Raw genomic sequence first — 25,521 nt, 5'->3', positions numbered from 1 at the left:
GAGAGAGACTTATATTCTCTCTTATTTGTTAGGTATAATTAAATTTTTAATTTTATCAAATTCTTGTCTAACCTTATTTTTCTTTTTTATAGAATTTTTAGCCACTAAGGCTTCTGTAAATAAGAGTTTATTATTTGCATATACATCTATCCTACCAACCTCTTCCCCTTCATGTATTGGGGCATGAATCTCATTTAGTGGCTTTCTAATTTTGACTTCTATTTTTTGATTGTTTTTTACTGGAATTATAATATCTCTTTTACTTACTATTTCAACATTACCCACTCCGTCTTTTATGCTTAGATGTTCTAAAATGTCATTTTTACTGATTATTTTTTTGTATTCATAATTTTTTTCAACATACTTACTTATTTTCTCAGTTTCCTTCCATCTAGGTGTACAATTTAGTGTAATTATAATAACATCTCTATTTTGAATTTTAACAGAAGTTACTAAACATTTACCTGCCTTTCCAGTAGATCCTGTTTTTACTCCTGTTGAATTTGGTAAAAGATATAAAATTTTATTTATATTGTGGTAACTTCTAGTAAAGTTATTCTGTTTACCATCCACATCTTTAGATCCTACTATATCATTAAAAAATTTAATTTCTTTTGCCTTTGCAGTAACTAAAGCTAAATCATACGCTGTAGAATAGTGATTTGCACTGTCTAACCCGTGAGGTGACTCAAAGTTGCTATTCAATAATCCAATTTCTAAAGCATACTCATTCATAAGCTTTGAAAACTCATCAACACTTCCACTAATTCCTTCAGCAATTGCAATTGCGGCGTCATTTCCAGATCTCAACAAGAGCCCATACAACAATTCTTTTAAGGTTACTTCCTCGCCTTTTTTTAATCCTATTTCTGAACCGCGTATAGATGCTGCTTTCTCTGATACAATTATTTTCTTGTTTAAATCTCCACATTTTATTGCTACAAGCGCCGTTAGTATTTTTGTAGTACTTGCAATTTCAATTGGTGTATATGCATTTTTTTCATATAAAACAATTTTCGAATCAGCATCTATTGCTATAGCACTTATAGCATTAACATATAAATCCTCTGCAAAAACATTTTCAACAAATGACGAAAATAGAAAAAACAAACTTAAACATAATGATAAATATACTTTAAAATTTTTTCTCATTATTTCACCTCTCTTAAATTTGAATATTATATACACAAGTTGATATTTTTATAAATTATTGGACATAATACCAGTTATTAGATAGATTGGGAGGTTAAGATGTTTAAATGTATAATAGTATTTCTTTTAACTATAATAATTATATTATTTCCAATCCATTTAAAAATAACCCTTAAGTACTCAAATAAAATTTTGGGAATTTACATTTATAATAAGAAATTAAAGGTTAAAAAAGTTTTAAAAAATGGTAATAAAAATGATTTAAAAGGTAGCCTAAAAGAAAATTTCTTTAAGTCTTTAATTTTAAGCGATATAAAATTAATTACCTATAAAATTAAGAAATTAAAATTCAAACCAACATTAACTTTAAATACTAAACTAGAATATGGATTTGATGATGCTGCATTGGTCGCTATTTTATTTGGCTTAATTCATTCAACTTATAGTTTTTTGTATTTAATATTAACAGATTTTGTAAAAGTTAAAAATATTGATCTTAAAGTTAACCCTCATTTTAAAAAAAATGATTTTGTTATGGAAATTTCGAGTATAATTTACGTCAATTTAGCAAAAATTACTTATATAGCATTTATTATGTTAATTTGCCTTATAACCATAAAACATAACAAAATGAATATAAAAAAATATAAAGGAGGAAATATACATGGATAATCATCCAATTGAGAATTTGATGAGGAGCACGATGGAAAGCATTAAAGATATGATAGATGTGAATACCATTGTAGGAGAACCTATCCAATCATTAGATGGGACTACAATTATCCCTATTTCAAGAGTATGTTTTGGTTTTGCATCTGGAGGTAGTGAATTCAATAGTGTTACGTCTTCTGACTCAAGTAATAACTATCCTTTTGGTGGTGGTTCTGGAGCTGGAGTCACTGTTAAGCCCGTTGCATTTTTAGTTGTTAAAAACGATTCAGTAAGACTATTGCCTGTAGATCAGCAAAATACATATGATAAAATCGTTGATACTGTACCGCAGGTTATCGATATTATTAAGGGTATGTTTAAAGATAGTTGTGATAAGAATACAGAATGCCAAGATAGCGATAAGTATGCTGAATAACTTCTCTTAATTGTTCAAATTATATATTAAAAATATTAACCCCACCATAATAAGAATTTTCCACTGGAAATTTTATTATAGTGGGGTTAATAAGTGTATACATCAGTTGCCTTCAAAAAATATCTACTCAGTTTGATTGCTATCAATATTTTGTTGTACTTTTTCTTTGTTAATCTCCTCTAAAGAAGGCATTTCATTTAGACTCTGAAAATCAAAATGTTTAAGAAATTCATCCGTGGTTGCATAAATAATTGGTCTTCCCGGAACATTTTTTCGTCCAGTTTCTTTAATTAATTTTTTATCTGACAATGTATAAATTGCTCTATCGCTCTTAACTCCTCTTATCTCCTCGATTTCCACTCTGGTTATGGGTTGCTTGTACGCAATTATTGCTAAAGTTTCAATAGACGCTTGAGATAAAGATTGTCTAATACTTGTCTTTAATAGCTTTTGTACATATTCACTATTGCAAGATTTTGTAACAAATTGGTATTCATCATTAGTTACTATAATTTTAATTCCTCTTTGCTCTTCTTCATATTTTGCTCTTAATTCATTTGTTAATTCTCTTGTGAAACCAATGCTACATTCTAATATATTTGCTATTTCAGTTAGCTTTAATGATTCACCGGCAACAAACAGCAATGATTCTATAATAGAAAAATATATATTTTTAGTAGAAACCTCTTCAATCTCTAATTGTTTAGTGTTAAATTCGTTCATATTCATTTACCCTTTCTAAATATATATCTTTAAAATTACTTTCTTGAATTACTATCACACTTCTAATCTTTATAAGCTCAAGTAATGCTAGAAACGTAACAATAATTTCTAATTTTGATGAATATCCATATATTAACTTTGTAAAATGAATTTTTCCAAAACATTCAAGCTCTCTTTTTAATTCCTCCATTTTATCTTCTATTTTATATTCATCTAATAGGATTTTTTTATTTATAATATTATCAGTATTCATTTTATTTATATATACTTGCATTAAATTATTGTATGAATTGTACAAATCAAGCATTGTGATATTTTTCAAAAAATCCATTTCCTTAGTGTTTTCATTATCCTCTTCAATTATTTCTGGTTTTTTACTAATCATTATACCTGTACCCTGTTCCAACACCTTTAAATTTTCAGCTATAGTTTTATATTTTCTATATTCTATCAATTTATTTAGCAATTCCTTTTCTACATCAATTTCTTCTTCTTCGCTATGATCCTCTTTATTTTTAGGCAACAAATATTTCGATTTAATTTCAATTAAAGTTGCGGCTATAACTATGAATTCTGATGTCACCTCTAAATCCATTTCCTTCATACTTTTAAGACACCCCAAATACTGATTTGTGATTTCAACAATATTGATATCATATATGTTCATCTCATTTTTCTTAATAAGATGTAATAACAAGTCAAATGGGCCTTCAAAATTAGTTACCTTTATACTTAATGGCATGTACACTCTCTCCTAAATAAATAATTTTAAAGAAATATAAGTTTTACTTTGATTTCTTTATATCAAGTCTATTCTAAGTATAATTCATCTTTGGAAAAATAACTAGTCAATTTACTAGCTTGTTTTATTTCATATTACACTTTTCAAGTCCTTTAATATTTATAATATTCCCAATTAAGTCTGACATTTTAATTCCTAAAGTATAATATTTTATAAAAACTTAGCTTCTAAGCAAATAATTTATTGCCCAGAAGCTATATTTTTATATCTACATAAATCTGTAAACACTACTATAAAGTTTTGTTAAATCGCCTTATCAAATAAGTCTGTAAAGTTATTTTTAATATTATCCCACACTCTAGATTTTTTTATATCCCTATCGCTGTAAATAACAATCTTACCACTTAACTTATTATCGACATATATTTCACAAAATCCAATTGCGACATCCTTTTTATACTCTTTCAAACCTTCCTTCATAACAAATTTTTTAGTTATTTTATTTTTATTACCTTTTTCAAGGGTTATAAGGAAATCTTTATGTGCTTTAGCTATTAGGAACTTATCACCTTTCTTATTTAAAATTACTTTTTCTAATCCTTGATCTTTTGCTATTACTTTTTTCGTCTCAAATTTTGTAAATCCGTAATTCATTAACATGCTAGCATCTCTATTTCTTTTTGTGTAAGTTGGCGCACCCATAATTATTGCAAGCATCCTTACATTGCTTCGTGTTGCAGTCGCAGACATACAATACATTGCCTCATTTGTAAATCCAGTCTTGAGTCCATCACATCCAGCAAAGAATCTAACAAGCTTATTATGATTTACAAGACCTATAGGTGACTTTCTGCCCTCAGAAATAGTTTCCATGTAGGTTCCTGAATATTTTAATATTTTAGGATGTTTTAATAGCGCTCTAGACATAATTGAAATATCATAGGCAGTTGTAAAATGCCCTACTGCACTTAGACCAGTGCAGTTTTTGAAAGCAGTATCTTTCATATTAAGACTTTTTGCTCTTTCATTCATCATATTTACAAAAGCACCTTCACTGCCACCTAGATATTCTGCCATTGCCACTGCTGCATCATTTCCTGATGCAATGGCAATCCCTTTTAAAATTTCTTCCACAGTTCTAATTTCACCAGTTTCAAGAATCATACTACTTCCACCCATTTTTTTCGAGTTTTCACTTACGGTTATCTTATCTTGTAATTTAATCTTACCAGAATCTATGGCCTCCATAGCTAATAACATAGTCATTATTTTAGTTACTGATGCTGGTGCAAATCTCTCATGAGAATTTTTTTCATATATTATTTTGCCAGTGGATGGTTCCATTAGTAGTGCTGACTTTGCTTCTACTACAATTCCTTTATCATCCTTATTTTCTCCTTCTGCCTTAGCTGGCAGACAGAAAAACTGTGTTGTAAAAATCAACGTTAAAATTAAACATAATACGTTCCTAAAGTTCCTTTTCATATGTATCCTCCTCTTATTACTTTTCGCTAGACAAAAATGTCTGCGTTGATTAAAATTCATAACATTATTTTTACCAATTTGCATTAATATTATCACTATTTATTTATAATAAAATAAAAAAATTATTATAGTTAAAAACAAAAATAAAAACCCGCCTTCATAATTAGTGAAAGCGGATTTTTCTATATTCTATTTAAATTCTACATTGTAGTTAAATCATTTATCTTATGCTCTAGGATGAGTATTCTTATAAATTTCAGCAATTTTGCTCTTTTTAACTATAGTTGAGTAAATTTGAGTTGTAGACATACTATTATGACCTAATAGTTCTTGAACTGAGGCTATACCAGCGCCATTTTGCAATAAATGCACAGCAAATGAATGTCTTATCGTATAAGAATTTATAGCTTTTTTAATATTAGTCTTTTTAGCATACTCTTTAATAATTTTCCAATAGCCTTGCCTTGTCATTTTATCCCCTTTTATATTTAAAAAGAGTAAACTTAAATTATTTAAGTTTATAATAGATCTTGTCTTTAAATACTGCGATAGACATCTAACCGCCTGGGTACCAATAGGAATTATTCTTTCATTTTTCTTACCATTATTGCACCTTATGTATAGCAATTCTAAATTAATATCATATGTTGTTAAACTTAAAAGTTCTGAAACCTTTATGCCTGTAGCATACATTAATTCTAGCATTGCTTTATCTCTACATCCTTTAATCGTTGACTCTTCTGGTTGATTTAATAATTCATCTATCTCCTCGATAGATAGAATTTGAGGTATATTTCGTTTAATTTTTGCAATTGAAAAATAGGCTGTTGGGTCATGTTCTGCAAAATCGTTTTTAATAAGATATTTATAGTAATTTCTGATGGAAACTATACTTCTTGCTATGGAACTATTTGCACGACCTTCTTTTCTAAGATACTCAGAATATGCCATTATTGTTATACAATCAACCGTTTTTATACTTTCATTTTTATATTCCATAAATTCAATAAAACGTTTAACATCTCGAGTGTAAGCTTCAATAGTATTTCTCGTTAGTTTATTGTTTTTTAAATTATCGCTATAGATTTTTAATAAATCATTCATAATGTATCTCCCATATTATAGAGAATATTAATATATACATACATTATACTCTAAAGAATAAATAAAATGTAAGAATATAATTATAAATTAATTTATAATTATTATCAACTAATTTGTAAACTACAACACTATTTTTGTAGATTTTTGTATTATTAATTAAATTTTGAAGCAAGTAATCCACAGCTTTAGGCAAGTAAATTCCAATTACTAGTAAAATCACAAAACATTTTATTGTTAACATTATAAAGTGCAATACATCCTTATGCTTCATTTGCTTACTGCTCCCAAATTATTAATAAGATTTTTAACAAAATGCGGTGCAATATAAGATTCTATAATTATCCCTATAAACAAGAAAATTATTATTACAATGAATATTGCACTATAATATATTATTCTGCTAGATAAACTACTTGTCCATTGTTTATTGAACTTACTCTTAAGTAGCATTATAGAAAATTCCATTGATACTACAGATGCAAAAATAATGCATGGAATATAAATTAAATTCTGAGGTATCACCCCTAGTATTGCTATACCAATGCCATTCTTTCCTAGGCCGCTAATCATAAAGCTAAAGGTAAATCCAACTGTAAATCCTTTCAATAAATCAATAATTATAATTATTGGTATCCCGACAATAGTTAAACCTAAAAACCAAAGAAAAATAATCACAGGCAGATTATTTTTAATCGATTGTAAAAATATTAATTTATAACTAATCCCACTTGTATTTGAAGGATCAATAAAATTCATCAAGTAATTTACTAAATCATTTCGTTCAAAATCCCCCATGTACTTCACACTGTAGATTCCTAAAATTATACCTGTAAATACGCAAAGAATACTTATAATATATAGCCAAAAATTTTCTTGTATATGTTTGTTTATGTTTCCCATTAAAGTATTAGATGACATAATTTTTCCCCCTTTTGTTGATCATTCTGCTTGTTTTTTAGCTATTCATAATATATTGTTAAAATTCACTTACGTTATATGTATGCTAAAATTCCCCTTATATGAATTAAATTATCACCTGCGGTGCTGCAATATTATAACTTAATTCATATTTATGATATCAAAGATGGTTATATGCATATTTAATTTACTTTACTACATAAATGAATATTTTTTTGCCATGTCCCAGAAATCGCTAGCATTAAAATTTATGATTATAAACATACTATAAAATAAAAGGTAGGTGTTATTAAATTGAAAACTTATAGAAGATACTTATGCGTGTGTGCCTTGGCCTTATCTATTAATACTTTCGATAATAATTTAACATTTGCTATTAAAAATGACAGAATATCTCCGAATAATAAAACAGAAAAATTTCAATATGAATTACTATTTCGTATTCCATCCACTAAAAATTTTCAAGGATTAACATTTTTTGATGGACATTTTTATTGTGGCTTTGATTTAGGAGCTGGAAACGGGAAAATAATTAAATATGATATGTCAGGAAAGAAAATATGTGAAACAGCATCTATGTCTGTAGGCCATTGTGCTGAACTTGGATATAGAACCAAAACAAACAAAATTTATATTGCTAATGGTGGAGGAACTAATTTAACTCATATTTATGTTGTTGATTATACTACAAGTACAATATTAAGTAATTTAAGCTATGAACGTTTGGGAACATCAGCCTTACTTGCTATAGATAATGTCCATGATTATTTAATACTCCATACCATTTCAAGTGGAGCCGATATTGGTAATCCAACATTTACTATTATAAACTTAGCCAACATGAATGTAATAAATACTTTTAATATTGCTACGCAAGGTGTTCCACAAGGCTTAGAAACAGATGGCAAATACATTTATTTATATACAAATAATAAGATTACAATATTAAATTATGAAGGTATAATAATTGCAACTTATCATTTTAATAACCCAGGAGAAAGTGAGGGTTTAACTTTTGCTTTAGAATATGGAAAGTCCTATTTAGCTATGGGATACGCTTCTCCGAATATAATTTATATAATAAGAAGTATGATTTTCAAAAAATAAACTCATATTTCTATATCAAAATCCCCTATGAAACTATTGGCTAATCTACTACATTTTATGAGTATCAATTATTTCCATAAAAATAAACTTATTCATTTACTTAATAAATGAATAAGTCTATTAGTTTTTGGTTTATAACTCAATATTAACTAAATAATTAACTTCGATAAAAAACAAACCGGTCTGAAACCGTCGTTATATAAGGCTAAGAAACCCTGTTTTGTAATCTTAACTTATCGGCTACCATAGCTATAAATTCACTATTGGTTGGTTTACCTTTAGCATTATGTATGGTATAACCAAATATTTTATTTATTGTTTCAACTTGACCACGTCCCCATGCTACTTCTATAGCATGCCTTATTGCTCTTTCTACCCTACTAGCAGTTGTGTTGAATTTTTTAGCAATAGATGGGTATAATTCCTTCGTCACTGCGGATAGAAGTTCAATATCATTAACTACCATAGTGATTGCTTCTCTTAGATACATGTATCCCTTAATATGAGCTGGAACACCAATTTCATGAATTATATTTGTAATTTCAGCTTCTAAATCCATTGGTTCGTTATGATTACTTTTTCTAGTTTCAGATGTATCAATAAAAGATATTGATTTTTTGCTGTTATCACTTGAAATTGTATTATTAAACATTTGTCTTATTCTCTTTGTAAAAACTTCCATATCAAATGGTTTTACTACATAATAATCTGCTCCCAATGCAATAGCTCTTTGTGTAATCTTATCTTGCCCAACTGCAGATAATACTATTATTTTTGGTATTGGTTCAAGGTCCATACTACCCAATCTTTCTAGTACCCCAAGACCATCTAAATGTGGCATTATTATGTCTAATACTACCAAGTCAGGCTTTCTCTCTTTTATTAACTTAAGAGCTTCTATTCCATCTTTTGCAATACCTGTAACCATAATATCTCTTTGGCTTAATAAATAATCATTTAAAATATTGCAAAATTCTTTATTATCATCTGCAATAAGCACACTAATTCTAGCTTCTTCCATATTATAACTCCCCTTTATAAATAAATTCCCATATCTTAACAAATATTAATTCGACAAAAGAATTACAATTCCTTCTTATATTAAGAAAATTTACAAATAAATAATTATTTATCATTATTTATCATTTTTTATAAAATAAAGGATAGCATCCGCTATCCTTTATTGCTTAATATCTATTTTAACCCCTTTTTTTAAATAATGCTAGTTAATTTGATAAAATACCTGCATCTTTCAACATCCATTCTATATATATTCCATATCCTAAATCAGGTTTATTAATTAAAACATGGGTTACCGCACCAATAATCTTATCATTCTGAATTATTGGACTACCACTCATACCTTGCACTATGCCGCCAGTTTTTTCTAGAAGCCTAGGATCTGTAATTTTAATGACCATACTTTTCGATCCGGATTTATTTTGAGGTAATAGTTTCTGAATTTCTATTTGAAACAATTGTGGTTCACTACCATTTATAGTGGTTAAAATTTGAGCTTTTCCTTCTTTAATTTCATTTCTTAGTCCTATTTTCATAGGTTTACTAAATTTATTATTTATAAGACTTTTAGTTCCTTCTCCAAATATACCACATTCAGTATTTTTGGTTATTTGACCTTTTATTTTGCTTTCATCTATGAAAAGTCCTCTTAACTCTCCTGGAGTTCCTCTTGTTCCTTTTTTTACTGATACAATATTAGATGATATAATTACACCATTATTAACATTCAATATTGTTCCGGCATCAGCATCTGTAATAGGATGACCTAACGCAGCAAATTTTTTAGTTTTATCATCATATAACGTTAATGTTCCTACACCAGCAGTTGAGTCGCGTACCCATAAACCAATTTTTTGTTTTCCATCTTCTGAATCAATAGTTGGTTTAATTTTAACTTGAAAAAATGTTAAATCATTTTTACGTTGTAATTTAAGAGTGAGTTCTGTATTTTTTTCTTTATTTATAAATCTTATTACATCTTCTGCATGATTTATTTCAACATTATTTATACTTATTATACTATCACCTATTTGTACACCTGCATTTGCGGCAGGACTTGGTGTTTTACCATTTATACCTTGAATATCAGATAAAGCTACTACTAAAACACCTTTAGTATTCAATTTAACACCAATTGGTTGTCCTCCTGGATAAACCATTAAATCTGATTTGTCTTTTATAAATGTTGATTCAACTTCTAAGCTATTTTCTAAATTAACTTTTTTCTCATTTTTCTTTTTATTATTTATATCTGGTTTATTAAGAATAATGTCTTTATCGTTTTTTACTTTTACAAGTTTGTTAGAATATAATGTTTCCATTGGTCTATCATATGCTGCAACAATTTTATTTTGGACTTTAAGATACGCACTTAAAGCAATTATTACTACTAAAGGTGTTATAATCCAACATATTATATTTAACCTTTTCTTCATAAGCTTTACCTCCTTTTCTCTTATATTTATAACTTTAAGTTACCCTCGAATTCTCCATATTATGCTATAACATTAATTCAAAAATAGTCAAAGACATAGATTCAAAACTAATTTATACTAAATTAAAAAAATTACCCTCTATTGCAATTATTTTTACATTTTTATTAATTATACAAACTTAGAGGCTTTATACTTTAGGTTAAAAAAAACGAAAAAAATAAAGCCATAAAATTATGACTTTACTTTTCCCTATTAACCTATTTTTATAACTATGCTAACCTAAAAAACAAAATTAATATTTTTTTTGTTTCTTTGCCATATTTATCATTTCTTTAGAATTTTCCAAGGTTAATTTAGTAACCTGTGTACCACCAATCATTCTAGCTATTTCTTGTTGCTTTTCTTCATCATTCATTTTTATAACATTGGTATAAGTTTTATTTTTTAAAACATTTTTAGATATTAAATAATTTGTATCTGCCATACTAGCTATTTGGGGCAAATGTGTTACACAAAGGATTTGATGGTTTAATGATATTGAATACATCTTTTCTGCAACACATTGCGCGATTCTACCACTAATACCAGTGTCTATTTCATCAAATATAACAGTAGGTATTTCATCCTTATTAACGAATACAGTTTTGAGTGCAAGCATTATACGTGATAATTCCCCACCAGATACAATATTTTCTAATGGATTTAGTGGTTCTCCAGGATTAGTAGATATACAAAATTGAACTTTATCACAGCCATTTTCATAAAATTCATTTACGAGTTTTACTTCTATGTAGAACTCACTTTTTTCAAGGCCAATATAATTTAATTCATCTTTTATTTTACCTTGGAGTTTTTTTGCTGTATCAGATCTAATTTCATGAATCTGATCTGCTATAATTTTCATTTCACGCTCAAGAGCTATTTTTTCTTTTTTAAGAACAATGATTATATCACTACTATTAATTAATTCTTCATATTCAATTTGGATTTTTTCTTTATATTCATAAATTTCCTCAATGGTAGGTGCATACTTCTTCTTACAAGTGTTAATCAGGCTTATTCGACTATTCATATACTCTAATTCTTTTTCATCATAATAAATTGTCTCTTTTAAGTTTCTTAAATCCGTAATATTTTCCTCTATATTAAAATAGCTTTCTTCTATAGAGTCTGCAATTAATTTTATTTTTTCCATGTGCTTTTCTATACTTCTTAATTCCCTAATAGCCATAGCTAAATTATAAAAAACCGAAGTATTTTCCTCATCACTGGTATCTAATAATGCATAACTTTTTGATAAATGTTTTTCCAAATTTTCTGCATTGCTAATGATTGCATATTTTTCTAAAAGATCCTGGTCTTCACCAATTTTGAGATTGGCGCTTTTAATTTCTTCTAACTGGTAATTCAAGAAATCGATTCTTTTTTCTCGCTGTCCTTCATTTCCTTCAAGTTTATTAATTCTATTTTTGATTGTAGTCATCCTTACATATTTCTCATTATATCCCACAAGAACCTTATGAATTTTATCAGTTCCAAAGGAATCCACATAAAATATATGATTGACTTTATCTAATAAATTATGATTATCATGTTGACCATGAATATCCAATAAATTTTTACTAATATACTTAACCTTTGAGAGTAGCAATGATTTACCATTAACTTTTGCAATACTTTTCCCAGATTGAAAAGTTTCGCGACTTATAAATACCATGTCCTCATAATCAATATCCATCTCATCTAAAGCATTTTTGTTATTTTTAGTATCAATGCTAAATATTGCCTCAACATAAGTTTTGTTTTCACCTGTCCTGATTAAGTTCTTATTGAATTTACCCCCTAATACATAATTTATAGCATCAATTAAAATTGATTTTCCCGCTCCTGTTTCACCAGAAAGGACATTAAATCCTTTTTCAAAATTAATACTTAACTTTTCAATTAAGGCAAAATTCATAATATTTAATTGTAGGAGCATACTACCTCCTCCTATTCACTAATCATTTTTTTAATTTTTTGGATTATCTCTTTTGTCTCTTCTTCTTTTCTAACTAAAATAAATATAGTATTATCTCCAGCTATAGTACCTACAATACCATTGAACTTTAAAGAATCTAAAGCTTCAGCAGCAGCAGCTCCAGCTCCAGAAATCGTTTTTAATACTATAAAATTATCTACATGGTCAACATAAAGAACTGTTTGAGAAAAAATATTAACCAATTTATTTGATAAAAAGGTATCTGCTGGAGAACTAGTTGCATACTTGTGACTTCCATGTGCATTCATAACCTTAATTAATTTCAATTCCTTTATGTCTCTCGATACAGTTGCTTGAGTAATATCAAATCCATTGTTTTTTAGTTCTTCTGCTAACTGCTCCTGAGTTTCAATCTCATTAGCTTGGATAATCTCAATTACTTTTGCATGACGTGAAATCTTCATTTTTTTCTCCCTCACAATCCATTGTTCTAGAAATTATTTTTTTTCTCAAAATTTCAAAATAATTATAATCATTAAATTTAACCAATCTACACTTCTTATTTGAAACACTTACTAATATTTTTTCATAGTTATTTAGCTTTATTGCCCGTTGTCCATCTAATGTCAAAAATATGCTTTCATGTTCACTTTTTATATTTATAGATATTTCACTTTTACAGTCCAGCACTATAGTTCTCATATATAAAGATAATGGGCAAATAGGAGTTACAGCTATAACATCTAAGTTAGGATAAATTATAGGCCCTCCTGCAGATAATGAATATGCTGTAGACCCTGTTGGCGTAGATATTATAAGCCCATCCCCTGTAAACTCAATGTAAAACTTATTATCTATGTGTAATTCATATTTAACAACTCTCGCTAGTGTTCCCTTTGATACAATTATATCATTTAAAGCAGTATATTCTTCAGTTTTATCTCGATATGGCAAAGTGCAATTAAGCATCATTCTGTCTTCTACATAATAATCATCTTCACTAAATCTTTTCATAGCATTTTCAAACTCTAGTAACTCCACACTAGAAAGAAATCCCAGATTGCCTATATTCACACCTAAAATTGGGATATTAGAGTTGTTTAAATTTCGCGATGTTCTTAAAATAGTTCCATCTCCACCTAAAGCAATAATAATATCTAAATCGTTATATTTTATATTTTCAAGGCCAATGGAATCTTTAAATACAAATATGTTAGTATCATCTATATACTTACTAATAATATTTTTTACATACTTACTTATTTTCCCATCTTCATCCTTAGTTGTATTTATATTAATGCCAATTTTTTTCATATTCCCTCCTTGCCGCCTTCTATATCATATATCAACTATTATTTTTATCCTCGCTTACCCTATTTAAATCTTTATGAGCTTCACTAACTATGTGAGTTATATTATCTTCAATATAATTCACATAGTTCTCTTTAGATTTTGTAAAATAAATTAAATATTCAATATTCCCATTAGGTCCTTTTATCGATGAGTAATTAACATTAATAACCTTTACATCTAGACATCTCAGAAAGTTTAAAACTCTAACTATTACCTTTACATGTTCACTAGGTTTTTTAACCACACCTTTTTTATTTACGATGCCTACCCCTACTTCAAATTGTGGCTTTAATAGTGCTACAACGCTACCATCATTTTTTAATAGGTTAAGTAAATTGGGAATAACTTTTTCCAGGGATATAAATGATACATCAATACTTGCAAAATCGGCAAGTTCTCCTATACTATCTACATTTAAATATCTTATGTTTGTATTTTCCATGGATACTACTCGCACGTCGCCTCTCAATTTATCACCTAACTGATTTGTTCCAACATCTATAGCGTATACCTTGCATGCTCCATGTTGAAGCATGCAATCTGTAAACCCGCCTGTAGATGCGCCTATATCTAGGCAAACTTTATCTTTAAGTTCAATATCGAAAGAATTTATAGCCTTTTGAAGCTTTAATCCACCCCTGCTTACATAAGGAATATCTTCTCCTATGAATTCAATACTAGATGATATATCTACTTTTTTCCCACATTTAGTAGTCATAATACCATCCACAAATATATTTCCGGAAATTATATTTTCCTTTGCTCTTTCTCTTGAAAATAGAACTCCCCTTTTAACTACAAGAACATCTAATCTTTGTTTATCTTCTAACATAAAAAACTCCTTAAGACTCCACTAAAGTGCATTATTTAAACTAACCCTAAAATACTTTCAAAAATTCCATCTACATCTAGTTTATGTAATTTATACAGTATGTCAACTGTTCCGTGAGGAATAAACTCATCTTTAAATCCTAAATTAATGACCCTTGTTTTTGTCGTAAGTGAATTCACATATTCTAGTACTAAAGAACCTAATCCCCCATGCACAAGATTATCCTCTATAGTTACTAAAGAATATTTTTTATTCACTAGCTCTAAAAGTAGTTCTTTATCAATAGGTTTAATAAAACACGCATTAATTACAGTAGCTTCTATTCCCATATTGTTTAATTTTTCTCTAACCAATATAGCATTTTGAACCATTTTACCTGTAGCTATAAAGGCTATTTTTCCTCCGCCTAAAAGGGTTTCCCATTTCCCCCTCTTAAAGTTTTCAATAGGAGACATTTTAACATTGCAATTATCCCCACCCCTTGGGTATCTTATAGCAATTGGGTAATCTTGTTTAACTGCAAAAGTTAACATTGACTTCAATTCACTTATACATTTTGGAGCCATAATTGTCATATTGGGAATATGAGATAAATATGATAAATCAAATACTCCTTGATGTGTTTCTCCATCGGCTCCAACAATGCCCGCTCTATCTATAGCAAAAATAACAGGTAACTTTTGAATGCATACATCATGTACAATTTGGTCATAAGCTCTCTGAAGAAAAGTTGAGTAAACCGCAAAAATAGGTTTTAAACCTTGCGATGCCATTCCTGCTGCCATAGTAACTGCATGTTGCTCCGCAATTCCTACATCAAAAAATCTATTAGGAAACTGTTTTGAAAACATTTCTAGGCCAGTACCCTCAGGCATGGCAGCTGTTATTGCCACTATATTTTTGTTCTCCTTTGCAAGGCTTACAATCTGCTCCCCAAATCCATCAGAGTAACTTTTCTTAGAACTACCACATAGCTCTCCAATTAAGGGGTTAAATGGACCTACGCTATGGTATTTACGTGGCTGGTTTTCAGCAAATTTATAACCCTTGCCCTTTTTAGTTATAACATGAATAATCACTGGTCCGTCTATTTCTTTAGCTAGCTTCAATACCTTGCTTACCTCTTTAATATCATGTCCATCTATAGGTCCTAAATATTTAATACCCATATGCTCAAAGAGCATCCCTGGCACAATAACCTGCTTAATTCCATTTTTAATCTTTTGAATTGAACTAACCATACCGTCTCCTACGCTAGGAATTTTTCTAAGCGTAGAATTTATTTCTTTTTTTATTCTATTATAAGTTGGGTCAATTCTAAATTGGCTTAGGTACTTAGACATGCCTCCAACATTTTTAGAAATAGACATTTGATTATCATTAAGCACAATAATCATTTTAGTTTTCCTAAAGCCTATATCATTTAATGCCTCAAAAGACATACCTCCTGTAAGTGCACCATCACCTATTACCGAAATAACGTTATAATCTTCCTTTTGTAAATCTCTAGCCCTTGCAATGCCCAGCCCTGCAGAAATAGAAGTACTACTATGTCCTGATTCAAATATATCATATTTGCTTTCTTCTTTTTTAGGAAAACCACTTAATCCACCGAAATTTCTAAGTGCATCAAATTTATCTTTTCTTCCTGTAAGAATTTTATGTACATAAGATTGGTGACCCACATCCCATATTAATTTGTCTTTATCCAAATTAAAAACATTGTATAAACTTAATGTTAATTCTACTACACCTAAATTAGAAGCTAAATGTCCTCCAGTTTTAGATACTTTTTCAATTAGAAAACTTCTAATTTCTCCTGCAAAAACATTCAACTCTTGTATAGACATTTTTTTCACTGAATTTATGTCATTAAAATCATCTAAAATTTTACTCATATACATCTATCCTCTTTTATTAATTATATTATCATACCCACATTTATGGAGATATTATATCATATAATAATATTTAATTCAAAAGCTGTTTCGACTTAAAATACAATTTAATGACATTTAAGGTGTAGTTCATTAATCAAAGAATATTAGTAAATTTTCAATATTCCCTTTTTAATAAAAATTCCGTCATTTCTTCTAAATACTTTGTATTCACCTTAAGATTTTTTAATATCTCAAAACACTCTTCGCTTAAATCATTACACTTTTCCTTACATTTTTCCAAACCATACATGGTTATAAAAGTAGTTTTATTATTACACTCGTCGCTTTTTACATTTTTACCTAAAACACTAACATCTCCAATTACATCTAATATATCATCCTTAATTTGAAATGCCAAACCTAATTTGTCACCATACTCTTTTAATTCACTTAACTCTTCTTCACTGGCATTGCCTAAGATAGCACCACATATTATTGCTACTTTAATTAGTTCTCCAGTTTTATTTCTATGCATATACAGAAGTTCTTCCTCTGATATTGCGATGCCTTCACTTAAAATATCACAGATTTGTCCAGCTATCATCCCCTGAGCTCCAGAAGCTTTTGCTATGAAGGCACTTGCCTTAATTTTATTTAAACTTCCATCTAAACATTGATTTAGCATTATAATCATAGCTTCATTTAATAATCCATCTCCTGCGAGTATTGCAATTGCCTCTCCATAAATTTTGTGATTTGTAGGCTTCCCTCTGCGCAAATCATCGTTATCCATACTGGGCAGATCGTCATGAATAAGGGAATATGTATGAATCATTTCAAGGGCCGCTGCAAAAGGTAAAATATCTCTATAATCTTCCTTGTACATATTGTATGTAAGAATCATTAAAATCGGTCTGACTCTTTTCCCACCGACTTTTATACTATAAATCATCGATTCGAAATTTCTATTGTCAATTTCTGGTTTATTATCAAAATAATCATTTATCCAGTGTTCTACTACATCTTTTAGCAATTTTATATTCATTATATCCCTTCTTTTCATGATAGGTTGTAAAAATAATATAGTGTAATCTAATCTTTAACGACCTCCGCAAGAGTCATAAAATCCCTTTCACCTTCAGCTGTTAATATCTTTATTTTACCTTCTGTATCATTTAAAATTTTGTATAAACTGTTGCAGATTTTTATACCTTCTTCATAATTAATCATAGTTTGTTCTAACGTAACTTCATTCCCCTTCATCAGGTCTACAATATCTTCAAGACGAACCATCATATTTTCGTAAGATTCTTTTTTCTTTGCCATTAGAACTCCTCCAAATTTCTTACATTAAATCTACCACTACCGTCCTTTAATGTAATTTTCACCTCTTTTATATTTTTCAAATCACTAATTTCACTAATAACTTCATTTTCATTGTTTTGAAGTATCGCATATCCCTTATTCAATACATTTAAGGGGTTATGAGCATGCAAAAGAGCATTGCACTTGGAAAGTTTCTGCTTTTCTAGTGAAATTTTCGCATTAAACCTGTAACTTAGATTTTCTTTTAAATTATCTATATGGATATATTGATTAACTATAAAATTTAAAGGACTATTTATTTTCAAAGTTTTATTTAATAAATTAACTTTATTATATTCTTTGTTAACCTTAAATTCCACAGATTTTAGTAAGAGTTCTCTAAGTGATTTAATTTCATTATTTAACTCTTTTAAATTTCTCACAGCAATTTCTGCTGCGGACGATGGAGTCGGCGCCCTAAGGTCGCTTACGAAATCTGCTATAGTAAAATCCGTTTCGTGACCAATTCCAGTAATTATAGGTATTTTAGAATTATAGATAGTGACTGCTAAATTTTCTTCATTGAATGCCCATAACTCCTCAATTGAGCCTCCTCCTCTTGCAATAATGATTAAATCAACATTTTTTAGTTCATTAAAATATTTTACACCTTGCGCAACACTCTCGCTAGCATTTACACCTTGAACAATTGTTGGGTATATAAGCATGTTAACCTTTAAGTTACGTCTTGTTGCAACATTAATAATATCTTTAACTGCAGCTCCTGTTGGGGATGTAATTATTCCTATTCTAGTAGGAAATGAAGGTATACTTTTCTTGTGTTCTTTATCAAATAATCCTTTTTTCTCTAATTTCTCTTTTAGATTTTGAAAAGTCAAATATAACTGGCCTTCTCCATCCTGCTCCATGGAGTCACAATAAAGCTGATAAGACCCCTCTTTTTCATAAACAGAAACCCTACCACTGATGATAACATTCATGCCATCTCTAGGTGCAATTTTAAGTTTAAAAGCCTGCGATTTAAACATTACACAATTTATCTTTCCAAATGCATCTTTTAATGAAAAATATATGTGCCCGCTAGAATGCAATTTTACATTAGATAGTTCGCCTTTAACATTTGAGTTTTTTAATATAAAGTCACTGTCTATTATTTTCTTAATATATCCATTAAGATCAGTTACTGTTAATACTTTAATAAACATTATCCCTCCATGCCATGCAAGCATTTTTTATAAGCATTGTCGTAGTCATTAGTCCCGTTCCACCTGGTACTGGTGTAACATAACTTGCATGATTAATAACATCATCAAAAGATACATCCCCAGTTACTTTATTATTCACCATTGTTGTCCCAACATCTATAACAACTGCTCCTTCTTTAATAAAATCACTTGTTACAAAACCTGGTTTACCTATTGCGGCAACTATTATATCTGCTGTTTTGCAAACTTCCTTTAAGTTTGTTGTTTTAGAATGACATATTGTTACTGTTGCATCTTCATTAAGTAGCAATTGTGCTCCTGGTTTTCCAACAATATTACTTCTACCAATAACAACAGCATGTTTCCCTTTAATAACGCATCCAGTACTTTTAATCATTTCAATGACTCCTAAAGCAGTGCAAGGAATAAAACTTTTCTCTCCCTTATAAAATCTGCCCATATTTACATCACTTAATCCATCAATATCCTTTTTATATGAAATTTTAGAAGTGATTTCCTTCTCATTAAACTTTTTCGGTAAAGGCAATTGAATGATTACACCATCCACAGTATTATCTTCATTCAATTTTTCTATAATATCTACAATATCTTTTTGATCAACGTCTTTATCCAAGTGAATACAAGTATAAGATATACCTAATTTATTGCAGAGGTTATTCTGACTTTTTACATATGACGTGCTACCTCCATCGTCACCTACTAATATGGTTTTAATTGATGGCACCCTAAGTCCCTTACTAATACCGCCTTTTATAACTGATTTAATTTCATCTCTGTACTTTTCAACTATCACCTTGCCATTAACTTTAATTCCCATATTATCCTCTCCTTGTTATGTGTTTTTTAAATACTAGTTATTATAATACAGTTCTAACACGCTTTCAAAATTCCTCTTTTATTAAAAAAAATAACTAGTCAAAGATGCCCTAGTTATTTTATTGTTATTTAATTATCTTGCCTTTTTTAAATCATCTTCGCTAAGATACCATTTATAAAAGCTGGGGAACTATCTTCCCCATATTTCTTAGCAAGTTCTATTGCCTCATTTACAGAAACCTTACCTGGTATTTCTTCCTCGAATAATATTTCATATGCACCTACTCTTAAGATAGCTAGATTCATTTTTGATAATCTAGCCAACTTCCACTTAATTAAGTGCTTTTCAATATTTTCATCAATCTCCTTGCTATTTTCATGAATCCCGGCTAGCATCTTGGTAATATACGACATATCAATTTCATTTAAATCAACATCTGTGTTCTCTTTAAAATTTTCAATTATATCCTCATAGTTTTCTTTATTTATTGACATTTCAAAAAGTAATTTCATTGCTATTTCTCTTGACTTTCTTCTATTCATTAGTAATCCTCCTAATTTTCTCATCCTAAATTATACTTTTAATATAAAAATAACAAGCATAGTAATAAACACCCTCTGATTACAGAGGGTGTTTATTACTATGCTTCTATTTCCTCTAGCTTTTCTGTTTTAGATAATACAACATTTTGTACATACACATTTACGGCTGTTACTGTAAGGCCTGTCATAAGCTCTACAGATTTTTTCACATTTATTTGTGCTTTTTCAGTTACTTCCGGAATTTTAATACCATATTCAACTACAACGTGTAAATCAATTACTGCACTACTTTCTCCTACATTGACTTTAACGCCCTTAGATAAATTCTTCTTTCCGCTTAATATTTGAGTTATTCCACCAACGAGACTAGCACTCATACCAACGATTCCCTGTATTTCAGCAACAGCGAGTCCTGCTATTACACTAACCACATCCTCGGATATCTTAACAGTGCCCATTTCTGTTTCATTTAAAATTTTATCTTCCATATTAGTACCCCCTTATTTAGCTTAGGTAAAACATGACAATGCTATATTTATTATATCAGATAAATATAGCATTTACAATTACTATTGCTTGATTTTAACTTCAATTTTTTCTAATTTTGTTTTGTTCATTACAACATCATTAATGCTACGAAGTTCTTCCTCTGAAAGTTGTTTTTTATCACTTTTAACTAATATTTGTACCTTATCATCTACTATACTGCACATTGCTTCTTCAAACCCTAGAGCTTTTAGTGCAAGTTCTATGTCTGATTCATTCTGTGAAGCCATTGATATGTTTAGATATTGCTCAGACGCAGTTGCCTTTTGTGCTTTTGGAGTATTAGTATCATCAATTAAAGCTTTAATCGATTGAAGAGTGCTTACACTTTCTTGATCTCTTGATAATTTTGCTTCTTCAAAATAGGATGAATTACTTTTACTTTCCTTTAGAGATATTGCGCTCTTCTCACTGCTAAAATCACCATCATTTACATATAATGGTCCATTCACCTTTGCCGCAAGATACCCTGCAAACACAATAAGTACTACCAACGCAACAATTATACCAGACTGTTTTTTATTCATAATATTCCCCCCCATCTACCTTTCTTTGAAATTATATGCTACTTATTCATAGGATATACATTAACTTTGTTTTTAGGTAAATTAAATAAATCAATTACCGCCTGCCTAATTCTAAGTTCAGTGACTTTTTCATTAGATCCTTCTGCCACTACGCATACACCAGTAATAATAGGCTTAATTTTTTTCACAATTAATGGTGCATTTTCATTTCCATTATTGGACATAACAACAGCACTTCCGTTATTTTCTTGAGTGATGTTTCTTTTTCCGCCTGTTGTATCATTTTCTTGTGTAAGACTTTTAGAATCATTAACATTTACCGCTGGAACACTCTCCTCTCCACTCTCAAAATAGATCATAAGCTGCACCTTTCCAACTCCTTGAATCCCTTCAAGTGTTGATTTAAGTTTGCTTTCTAATTGTGCTTCATAATCATTTAATTGTAGTGCTTTATTTTCCTTAACAATTTTATCATTTTGTGCATCGCCTGCGACAGCTGAAGTTTGCTTTGGAGATTTAAAAAAACTACTTGCTAAAATTATTACAACTGCCACTAAAATCACTAATACCAAGTTTCCCAATAACTTGTCAGATTTTTTGATTTTATTGTTTTTATTGTTGCCTTGACCACTATTTAATAATTCTGTTTTAATATACTCAGTAAATTTACTAAGCAAATTATCATTGTTCATAGAATCCCCCCCCTCCTTTCTTGTTTTTATATACTGATTAACAATTATAGGTTTTATGAATTTAATTTATAAACAGTAATAGCATCACCAGATATCTTGAATTTACTACTTAGGAGCCTCTTTATTTTGTTTCCTTGTTCGCCTTGCGTAATATTTTTTTTAGATGCATTTACACTTTTTGTATTAATTTCTATGTTTTCTATCTTTTTAACCCCTTTTTCCACAATTCCAATTTCAACCGTATTAATCTTAAATATTAGATTTTTACTATCGTAAACAATCTCTATATCAGCATTATACTTATTCTCTGGATATTCCTCTTCTAAGTTTATAATGCATTCATTCTCTAAATTCTTTTTAAAATTTTCCGTTGTATTAAGTATGTTAATATCTTTATACTTTTTAATATCTTTTTCGGTATTACTACCCTCCATGTAAGTTGTTGCTTTATTTGAATAAGAATTAAAATCAAAGTCCTTATCAAAAATCTTCATTATGGGATTTATAATTACCACAATTAACATCAGTCCTAATACAAATTTAGCATATTTTCTCATGCTATTGTCTGGCAAAATCATCTCCACTGCAGTAATAAAAAATATAGCAATGGTAATGTTTGTTACCCAGACTTTTAATCCTTCTATCAAATTATCACCACCTCCTTTATGAATAAATTTATATAGGATAGTAACCACTTTCTAGATTATTAGCTTATTATGCCTTTGCCAGTTGAAGCTACTATTGCAACCATTATGAAAAACATTACACTTACTGATATTACACAGGACATTAAAAGAAGAATAGAATCACCTACTGAATTCATACAATCTACTGTACGGCTGTCACTTATTGGTTCAATTAATGCAGCTGCTACTTTATATAAAAAAGCCATAATTAACAGTTTTATAATAGGGAATAAAACAATTACTATAATAATAACTAATCCTAACCCACTTATAGCATTTTTTAAAAGAAGTGAGTATCCGGCTACTGTTGAAATCGCATCAGATAAACATTTTCCAACTACAGGTATAAAATTATCTACTGCAAACTTTGCTGTTTTTATAGTAACTTGATCTATTGTTTTTGCTGCTATGCTTCTTAAAGTAATTACCGCAATAAATACTGTCATCACTATTCCTTGTGACCAAATAGCAATTTGCTTAAAAAGCTTTGTTAAATTATTTATCTTATAATCACTGGATATATTCTTAACAAATTGAAGTACGAAGCTCATAAATATTATAGGAATGATCATATCTACATAAATTCTAGAACTTAGAGTAGCAAAACCCATTATTATAGGGTCTAGTAAGGTCGCTTCTGCAAATCCTCCCACACTAGCTAGGAGCATCATTAGTACTGGCATAAGTGCCGCCATAAAATCTGTCATATTAAGAATAGTACTTTTAGCAAGTTCTGCTACTATATAAAAGCTTTTAGTTATCATCACGATCATTACACCGTAACACGCAAAATAAGCGATGTTAGATAAACCCTCTTTATTAAAGGCACTTTGAAGATTATTAAGTAACGCGCAAATAACCGCAATAATCATAAGACTACCTATTAACTCCATTGATGCAACTACTTCTTTAAATGTGAATCTAATAACGTAATTAGAGGTTTCTTTAAAACTAAAACCATTTTCACCAGTTTTTATAAATTGTTCTACAAAAGTTCGTGGGTCCATATCATTAAATATTTCATATTTTGTTTTTATGTTAGTAATATAATCATATAAATTGCTTATTTCTTTTTCTTCTTTTTCTCCTAGTTTACCTGGTTGTGTGGCTTGTACACTAATAGGCAAACATATTAAAAATAGTAAAATTATTATTATTTTTTTCATATTATACCTCTGTATTAAAATTAGTAATATTTTTTTCATACTATACCTCTACATTATTTTCAAAATAGATTGCATTACTGCCATCAAAATAGGAATTGCCAAAACTAAAATTAGTATTTTTCCAGAAAATTCCACTTTAGTTGCAATGCTATTCTCACCAGCATCCCTGCAAATTTCACTACAGAAGGTAGCTAAATAGGCAATGCCAAGTATTTTAAAAACTGTGTTTAAATACACAACATCAATATTGGCCTTATTTGCTAATGTTTGCAAAAAACCCATTATTATTGTAAGTTTGTTTATCATAAATAAAAAAATTAATATTCCGGCTGCAATGCTAACTTGAATAGCTAAATCATCCCTTCTACCTTTAAATATAAGTACGATAAATAATGCTGTGAAAGCAAATGCAACAATTTTAATTATTTCCATTATATCCTCCTAAAACTGAAACAAAGTTTTTACAGAATCAAATAGCTTGTTTACTAAATTTATCACCATTATAAGAAGTAGTATTACTCCTGCTAAATTTGCAACTACAGCAATGTCCTCCTTGCCGCCACTTTTTAAAACCTTATCAATAATAATGATCAGAATACCTGTTGCCCCTATTTTGAACAGCAAACTAACATCTAACACTTAAAAACCTCCTCCCTATATTAGTACTATTACCAGCATCGCTCCAAAAGAAAATCCTAAATATCTGTACATTTTTATATTTTTGTTCATAAACTCTTCTGATATTTTAATTTGTTTTTTTAAATTTGCTATAGTCAAAGAAAAAATATTATTTTGCCCTTCAATATCAGATTCCCCTAAGGTTTTTGTTAAATCTAAAATAACATTTATGTCATCAGAGTTTAAATATAATCTGTTTTTCATTAAGTTTACTGCACTATTCGTGGCCTCATATACATTCTCATATTCATTGTCAGATAGTAATTCACTGGTTTTATTAAAAAGTTCCCTTATAGGCTCTTTACTTTTATGTGCTATATTTTTAAAAGCATCCGGCAAAAGAGCATGTACATAAGTTATTTCATTTTGAAGTTGATAAACTGCCCTTTGAACTTCATTTAACTGAAAAACTCTATACTTTAATCTTTCACTGTATATAAATCCTGCCATAGTTGAAGCACATAATATTACAGCACATCCAATTATTTTAATCAT

At 29.1% G+C, this 25,521-nt stretch carries 30 protein-coding genes; 3 read left to right on the top strand and 27 right to left on the bottom strand.

The genetic code is table 11. The annotated features are described in order from the left end of the window. Positions 1–21: 21 nt before the first annotated feature. Positions 22–1,152 (bottom strand): D-alanyl-D-alanine carboxypeptidase family protein, encoded by a 1,131-nt coding sequence (locus tag ACWJKE_RS01710; RefSeq protein ID WP_462959114.1) that lies wholly within the window; start codon positions 1,150–1,152, stop codon positions 22–24. A 99-nt stretch (positions 1,153–1,251) separates the two neighbouring features. On the opposite strand from ACWJKE_RS01710, the gene ACWJKE_RS01705 reads away from it, so the two are divergent. Together ACWJKE_RS01705 and ytfJ are read left to right on the top strand one after the other, a co-directional pair. Continuing rightward, positions 1,252–1,824: a DUF2953 domain-containing protein gene (locus tag ACWJKE_RS01705; protein WP_220285919.1), complete on the top strand. Its 573-nt coding sequence runs from the start codon at positions 1,252–1,254 to the stop codon at positions 1,822–1,824. After that, positions 1,817–2,239, top strand: a complete 423-nt coding sequence (gene ytfJ, locus ACWJKE_RS01700) for a GerW family sporulation protein (protein WP_462959113.1) — start codon at positions 1,817–1,819, stop codon at positions 2,237–2,239. Before ACWJKE_RS01705 ends, ytfJ begins: the two co-directional genes overlap by 8 nt. Before the next feature lie 123 nt (positions 2,240–2,362). On the opposite strand, the gene scpB is transcribed toward ytfJ, so the two are convergent. The 6 genes from scpB to spoIIM all read right to left on the bottom strand — a co-directional run bounded on the left by scpB (position 2,363) and on the right by spoIIM (position 7,211). Continuing rightward, a complete protein-coding gene (gene scpB, locus ACWJKE_RS01695; protein ID WP_165412060.1) occupies positions 2,363–2,962 on the bottom strand; it encodes an SMC-Scp complex subunit ScpB in 600 nt (199 codons plus the stop codon). Next, positions 2,949–3,704: a segregation/condensation protein A gene (locus tag ACWJKE_RS01690; RefSeq protein WP_216302517.1), complete on the bottom strand. Its 756-nt coding sequence runs from the start codon at positions 3,702–3,704 to the stop codon at positions 2,949–2,951. The genes scpB and ACWJKE_RS01690 overlap by 14 nt, the downstream gene beginning before the upstream one ends. Before the next feature lie 303 nt (positions 3,705–4,007). Further along, positions 4,008–5,189 carry a D-alanyl-D-alanine carboxypeptidase family protein gene (locus ACWJKE_RS01685; RefSeq protein ID WP_216302516.1) on the bottom strand — a complete coding sequence of 394 codons (1,182 nt, stop codon included), beginning with the start codon at positions 5,187–5,189 and terminating at the stop codon, positions 4,008–4,010. Positions 5,190–5,414: 225 nt separating this feature from the next. Next, positions 5,415–6,293 (bottom strand): tyrosine recombinase, encoded by an 879-nt coding sequence (locus ACWJKE_RS01680; protein WP_165412063.1) that lies wholly within the window; start codon positions 6,291–6,293, stop codon positions 5,415–5,417. 43 nt (positions 6,294–6,336) lie between these two features. After that, positions 6,337–6,564 (bottom strand): endonuclease III, encoded by a 228-nt coding sequence (locus tag ACWJKE_RS01675; RefSeq protein WP_220285920.1) that lies wholly within the window; start codon positions 6,562–6,564, stop codon positions 6,337–6,339. Next, positions 6,561–7,211, bottom strand: a complete 651-nt coding sequence (gene spoIIM / locus ACWJKE_RS01670; RefSeq protein ID WP_165412064.1) for a stage II sporulation protein M — start codon at positions 7,209–7,211, stop codon at positions 6,561–6,563. The genes ACWJKE_RS01675 and spoIIM overlap by 4 nt, the downstream gene beginning before the upstream one ends. Positions 7,212–7,505: 294 nt before the next feature. On the opposite strand from spoIIM, the gene ACWJKE_RS01665 reads away from it, so the two are divergent. Continuing rightward, positions 7,506–8,318, top strand: a complete 813-nt coding sequence (locus tag ACWJKE_RS01665; RefSeq protein ID WP_462959112.1) for a hypothetical protein — start codon at positions 7,506–7,508, stop codon at positions 8,316–8,318. Between the two features lie 205 nt (positions 8,319–8,523). Here the strand turns inward: ACWJKE_RS01665 and spo0A are convergent, their stop codons facing one another. The 20 genes from spo0A to spoIIIAB form a co-directional block, all read right to left on the bottom strand. Next, complete coding sequence (gene spo0A, locus ACWJKE_RS01660; RefSeq protein WP_165412066.1) at positions 8,524–9,339, bottom strand: sporulation transcription factor Spo0A; 816 nt, start codon at positions 9,337–9,339, stop codon at positions 8,524–8,526. A gap of 205 nt (positions 9,340–9,544) precedes the next feature. Next, on the bottom strand, positions 9,545–10,774 hold the full coding sequence (gene spoIVB / locus ACWJKE_RS01655) for a SpoIVB peptidase (RefSeq protein ID WP_462952904.1): 1,230 nt from the start codon (positions 10,772–10,774) through the stop codon (positions 9,545–9,547). Positions 10,775–11,066: 292 nt separating this feature from the next. After that, positions 11,067–12,755: a DNA repair protein RecN gene (gene recN / locus ACWJKE_RS01650; protein ID WP_220285922.1), complete on the bottom strand. Its 1,689-nt coding sequence runs from the start codon at positions 12,753–12,755 to the stop codon at positions 11,067–11,069. Positions 12,756–12,766: 11 nt separating this feature from the next. Next, positions 12,767–13,219 (bottom strand): arginine repressor, encoded by a 453-nt coding sequence (locus tag ACWJKE_RS01645; RefSeq protein WP_165412069.1) that lies wholly within the window; start codon positions 13,217–13,219, stop codon positions 12,767–12,769. Further along, positions 13,188–14,069, bottom strand: a complete 882-nt coding sequence (locus tag ACWJKE_RS01640) for an NAD(+)/NADH kinase (protein WP_165412070.1) — start codon at positions 14,067–14,069, stop codon at positions 13,188–13,190. The genes ACWJKE_RS01645 and ACWJKE_RS01640 overlap by 32 nt, the downstream gene beginning before the upstream one ends. Before the next feature lie 31 nt (positions 14,070–14,100). Further along, positions 14,101–14,940: a TlyA family RNA methyltransferase gene (locus ACWJKE_RS01635; RefSeq protein WP_216302512.1), complete on the bottom strand. Its 840-nt coding sequence runs from the start codon at positions 14,938–14,940 to the stop codon at positions 14,101–14,103. A 35-nt stretch (positions 14,941–14,975) separates the two neighbouring features. Further along, positions 14,976–16,838 (bottom strand): 1-deoxy-D-xylulose-5-phosphate synthase, encoded by a 1,863-nt coding sequence (gene dxs, locus ACWJKE_RS01630; RefSeq protein WP_216302511.1) that lies wholly within the window; start codon positions 16,836–16,838, stop codon positions 14,976–14,978. 157 nt (positions 16,839–16,995) lie between these two features. Beyond that, positions 16,996–17,868 carry a polyprenyl synthetase family protein gene (locus tag ACWJKE_RS01625; RefSeq protein WP_216302557.1) on the bottom strand — a complete coding sequence of 291 codons (873 nt, stop codon included), beginning with the start codon at positions 17,866–17,868 and terminating at the stop codon, positions 16,996–16,998. 44 nt (positions 17,869–17,912) lie between these two features. Continuing rightward, positions 17,913–18,146 (bottom strand): exodeoxyribonuclease VII small subunit, encoded by a 234-nt coding sequence (locus tag ACWJKE_RS01620; protein ID WP_462959111.1) that lies wholly within the window; start codon positions 18,144–18,146, stop codon positions 17,913–17,915. Beyond that, entirely contained in the window at positions 18,146–19,351 is a 1,206-nt protein-coding gene (gene xseA, locus ACWJKE_RS01615; RefSeq protein ID WP_216302509.1) for an exodeoxyribonuclease VII large subunit, read from the bottom strand. Before xseA ends, ACWJKE_RS01620 begins: the two co-directional genes overlap by 1 nt. After that, positions 19,341–20,189 carry a bifunctional 5,10-methylenetetrahydrofolate dehydrogenase/5,10-methenyltetrahydrofolate cyclohydrolase gene (locus tag ACWJKE_RS01610; RefSeq protein ID WP_216302508.1) on the bottom strand — a complete coding sequence of 283 codons (849 nt, stop codon included), beginning with the start codon at positions 20,187–20,189 and terminating at the stop codon, positions 19,341–19,343. Before ACWJKE_RS01610 ends, xseA begins: the two co-directional genes overlap by 11 nt. Before the next feature lie 146 nt (positions 20,190–20,335). Continuing rightward, entirely contained in the window at positions 20,336–20,731 is a 396-nt protein-coding gene (nusB, locus tag ACWJKE_RS01605) for a transcription antitermination factor NusB (protein WP_216302507.1), read from the bottom strand. A 98-nt stretch (positions 20,732–20,829) separates the two neighbouring features. After that, the gene (locus ACWJKE_RS01600; protein WP_165412078.1) at positions 20,830–21,219 is read right to left on the bottom strand and encodes an Asp23/Gls24 family envelope stress response protein; all 390 of its coding nucleotides are present in this window, start codon (positions 21,217–21,219) and stop codon (positions 20,830–20,832) included. A gap of 81 nt (positions 21,220–21,300) precedes the next feature. Further along, complete coding sequence (locus tag ACWJKE_RS01595) at positions 21,301–21,804, bottom strand: SpoIIIAH-like family protein (RefSeq protein WP_216302506.1); 504 nt, start codon at positions 21,802–21,804, stop codon at positions 21,301–21,303. A 38-nt stretch (positions 21,805–21,842) separates the two neighbouring features. Continuing rightward, complete coding sequence (gene spoIIIAG, locus ACWJKE_RS01590; RefSeq protein WP_216302505.1) at positions 21,843–22,496, bottom strand: stage III sporulation protein AG; 654 nt, start codon at positions 22,494–22,496, stop codon at positions 21,843–21,845. A 53-nt stretch (positions 22,497–22,549) separates the two neighbouring features. Then, a complete protein-coding gene (spoIIIAF, locus tag ACWJKE_RS01585; RefSeq protein WP_462959110.1) occupies positions 22,550–23,143 on the bottom strand; it encodes a stage III sporulation protein AF in 594 nt (197 codons plus the stop codon). A 59-nt stretch (positions 23,144–23,202) separates the two neighbouring features. Further along, positions 23,203–24,348 (bottom strand): stage III sporulation protein AE, encoded by a 1,146-nt coding sequence (spoIIIAE, locus tag ACWJKE_RS01580; protein WP_216302503.1) that lies wholly within the window; start codon positions 24,346–24,348, stop codon positions 23,203–23,205. A gap of 48 nt (positions 24,349–24,396) precedes the next feature. Beyond that, positions 24,397–24,780, bottom strand: coding sequence for a stage III sporulation protein AD (spoIIIAD, locus tag ACWJKE_RS01575; protein ID WP_216302502.1), 384 nt, complete (start codon positions 24,778–24,780; stop codon positions 24,397–24,399). A 9-nt stretch (positions 24,781–24,789) separates the two neighbouring features. Further along, entirely contained in the window at positions 24,790–24,987 is a 198-nt protein-coding gene (gene spoIIIAC / locus ACWJKE_RS01570) for a stage III sporulation protein AC (protein ID WP_216302501.1), read from the bottom strand. 15 nt (positions 24,988–25,002) lie between these two features. Beyond that, positions 25,003–25,521: a stage III sporulation protein SpoIIIAB gene (spoIIIAB, locus tag ACWJKE_RS01565; RefSeq protein WP_216302500.1), complete on the bottom strand. Its 519-nt coding sequence runs from the start codon at positions 25,519–25,521 to the stop codon at positions 25,003–25,005.

Source organism: Clostridium sp. CM036, assembly GCF_055081135.1.
The sequence above is the reverse complement of the archived record's forward strand: the minus strand, read 5'-3'. Positions and strand labels throughout refer to the sequence as shown.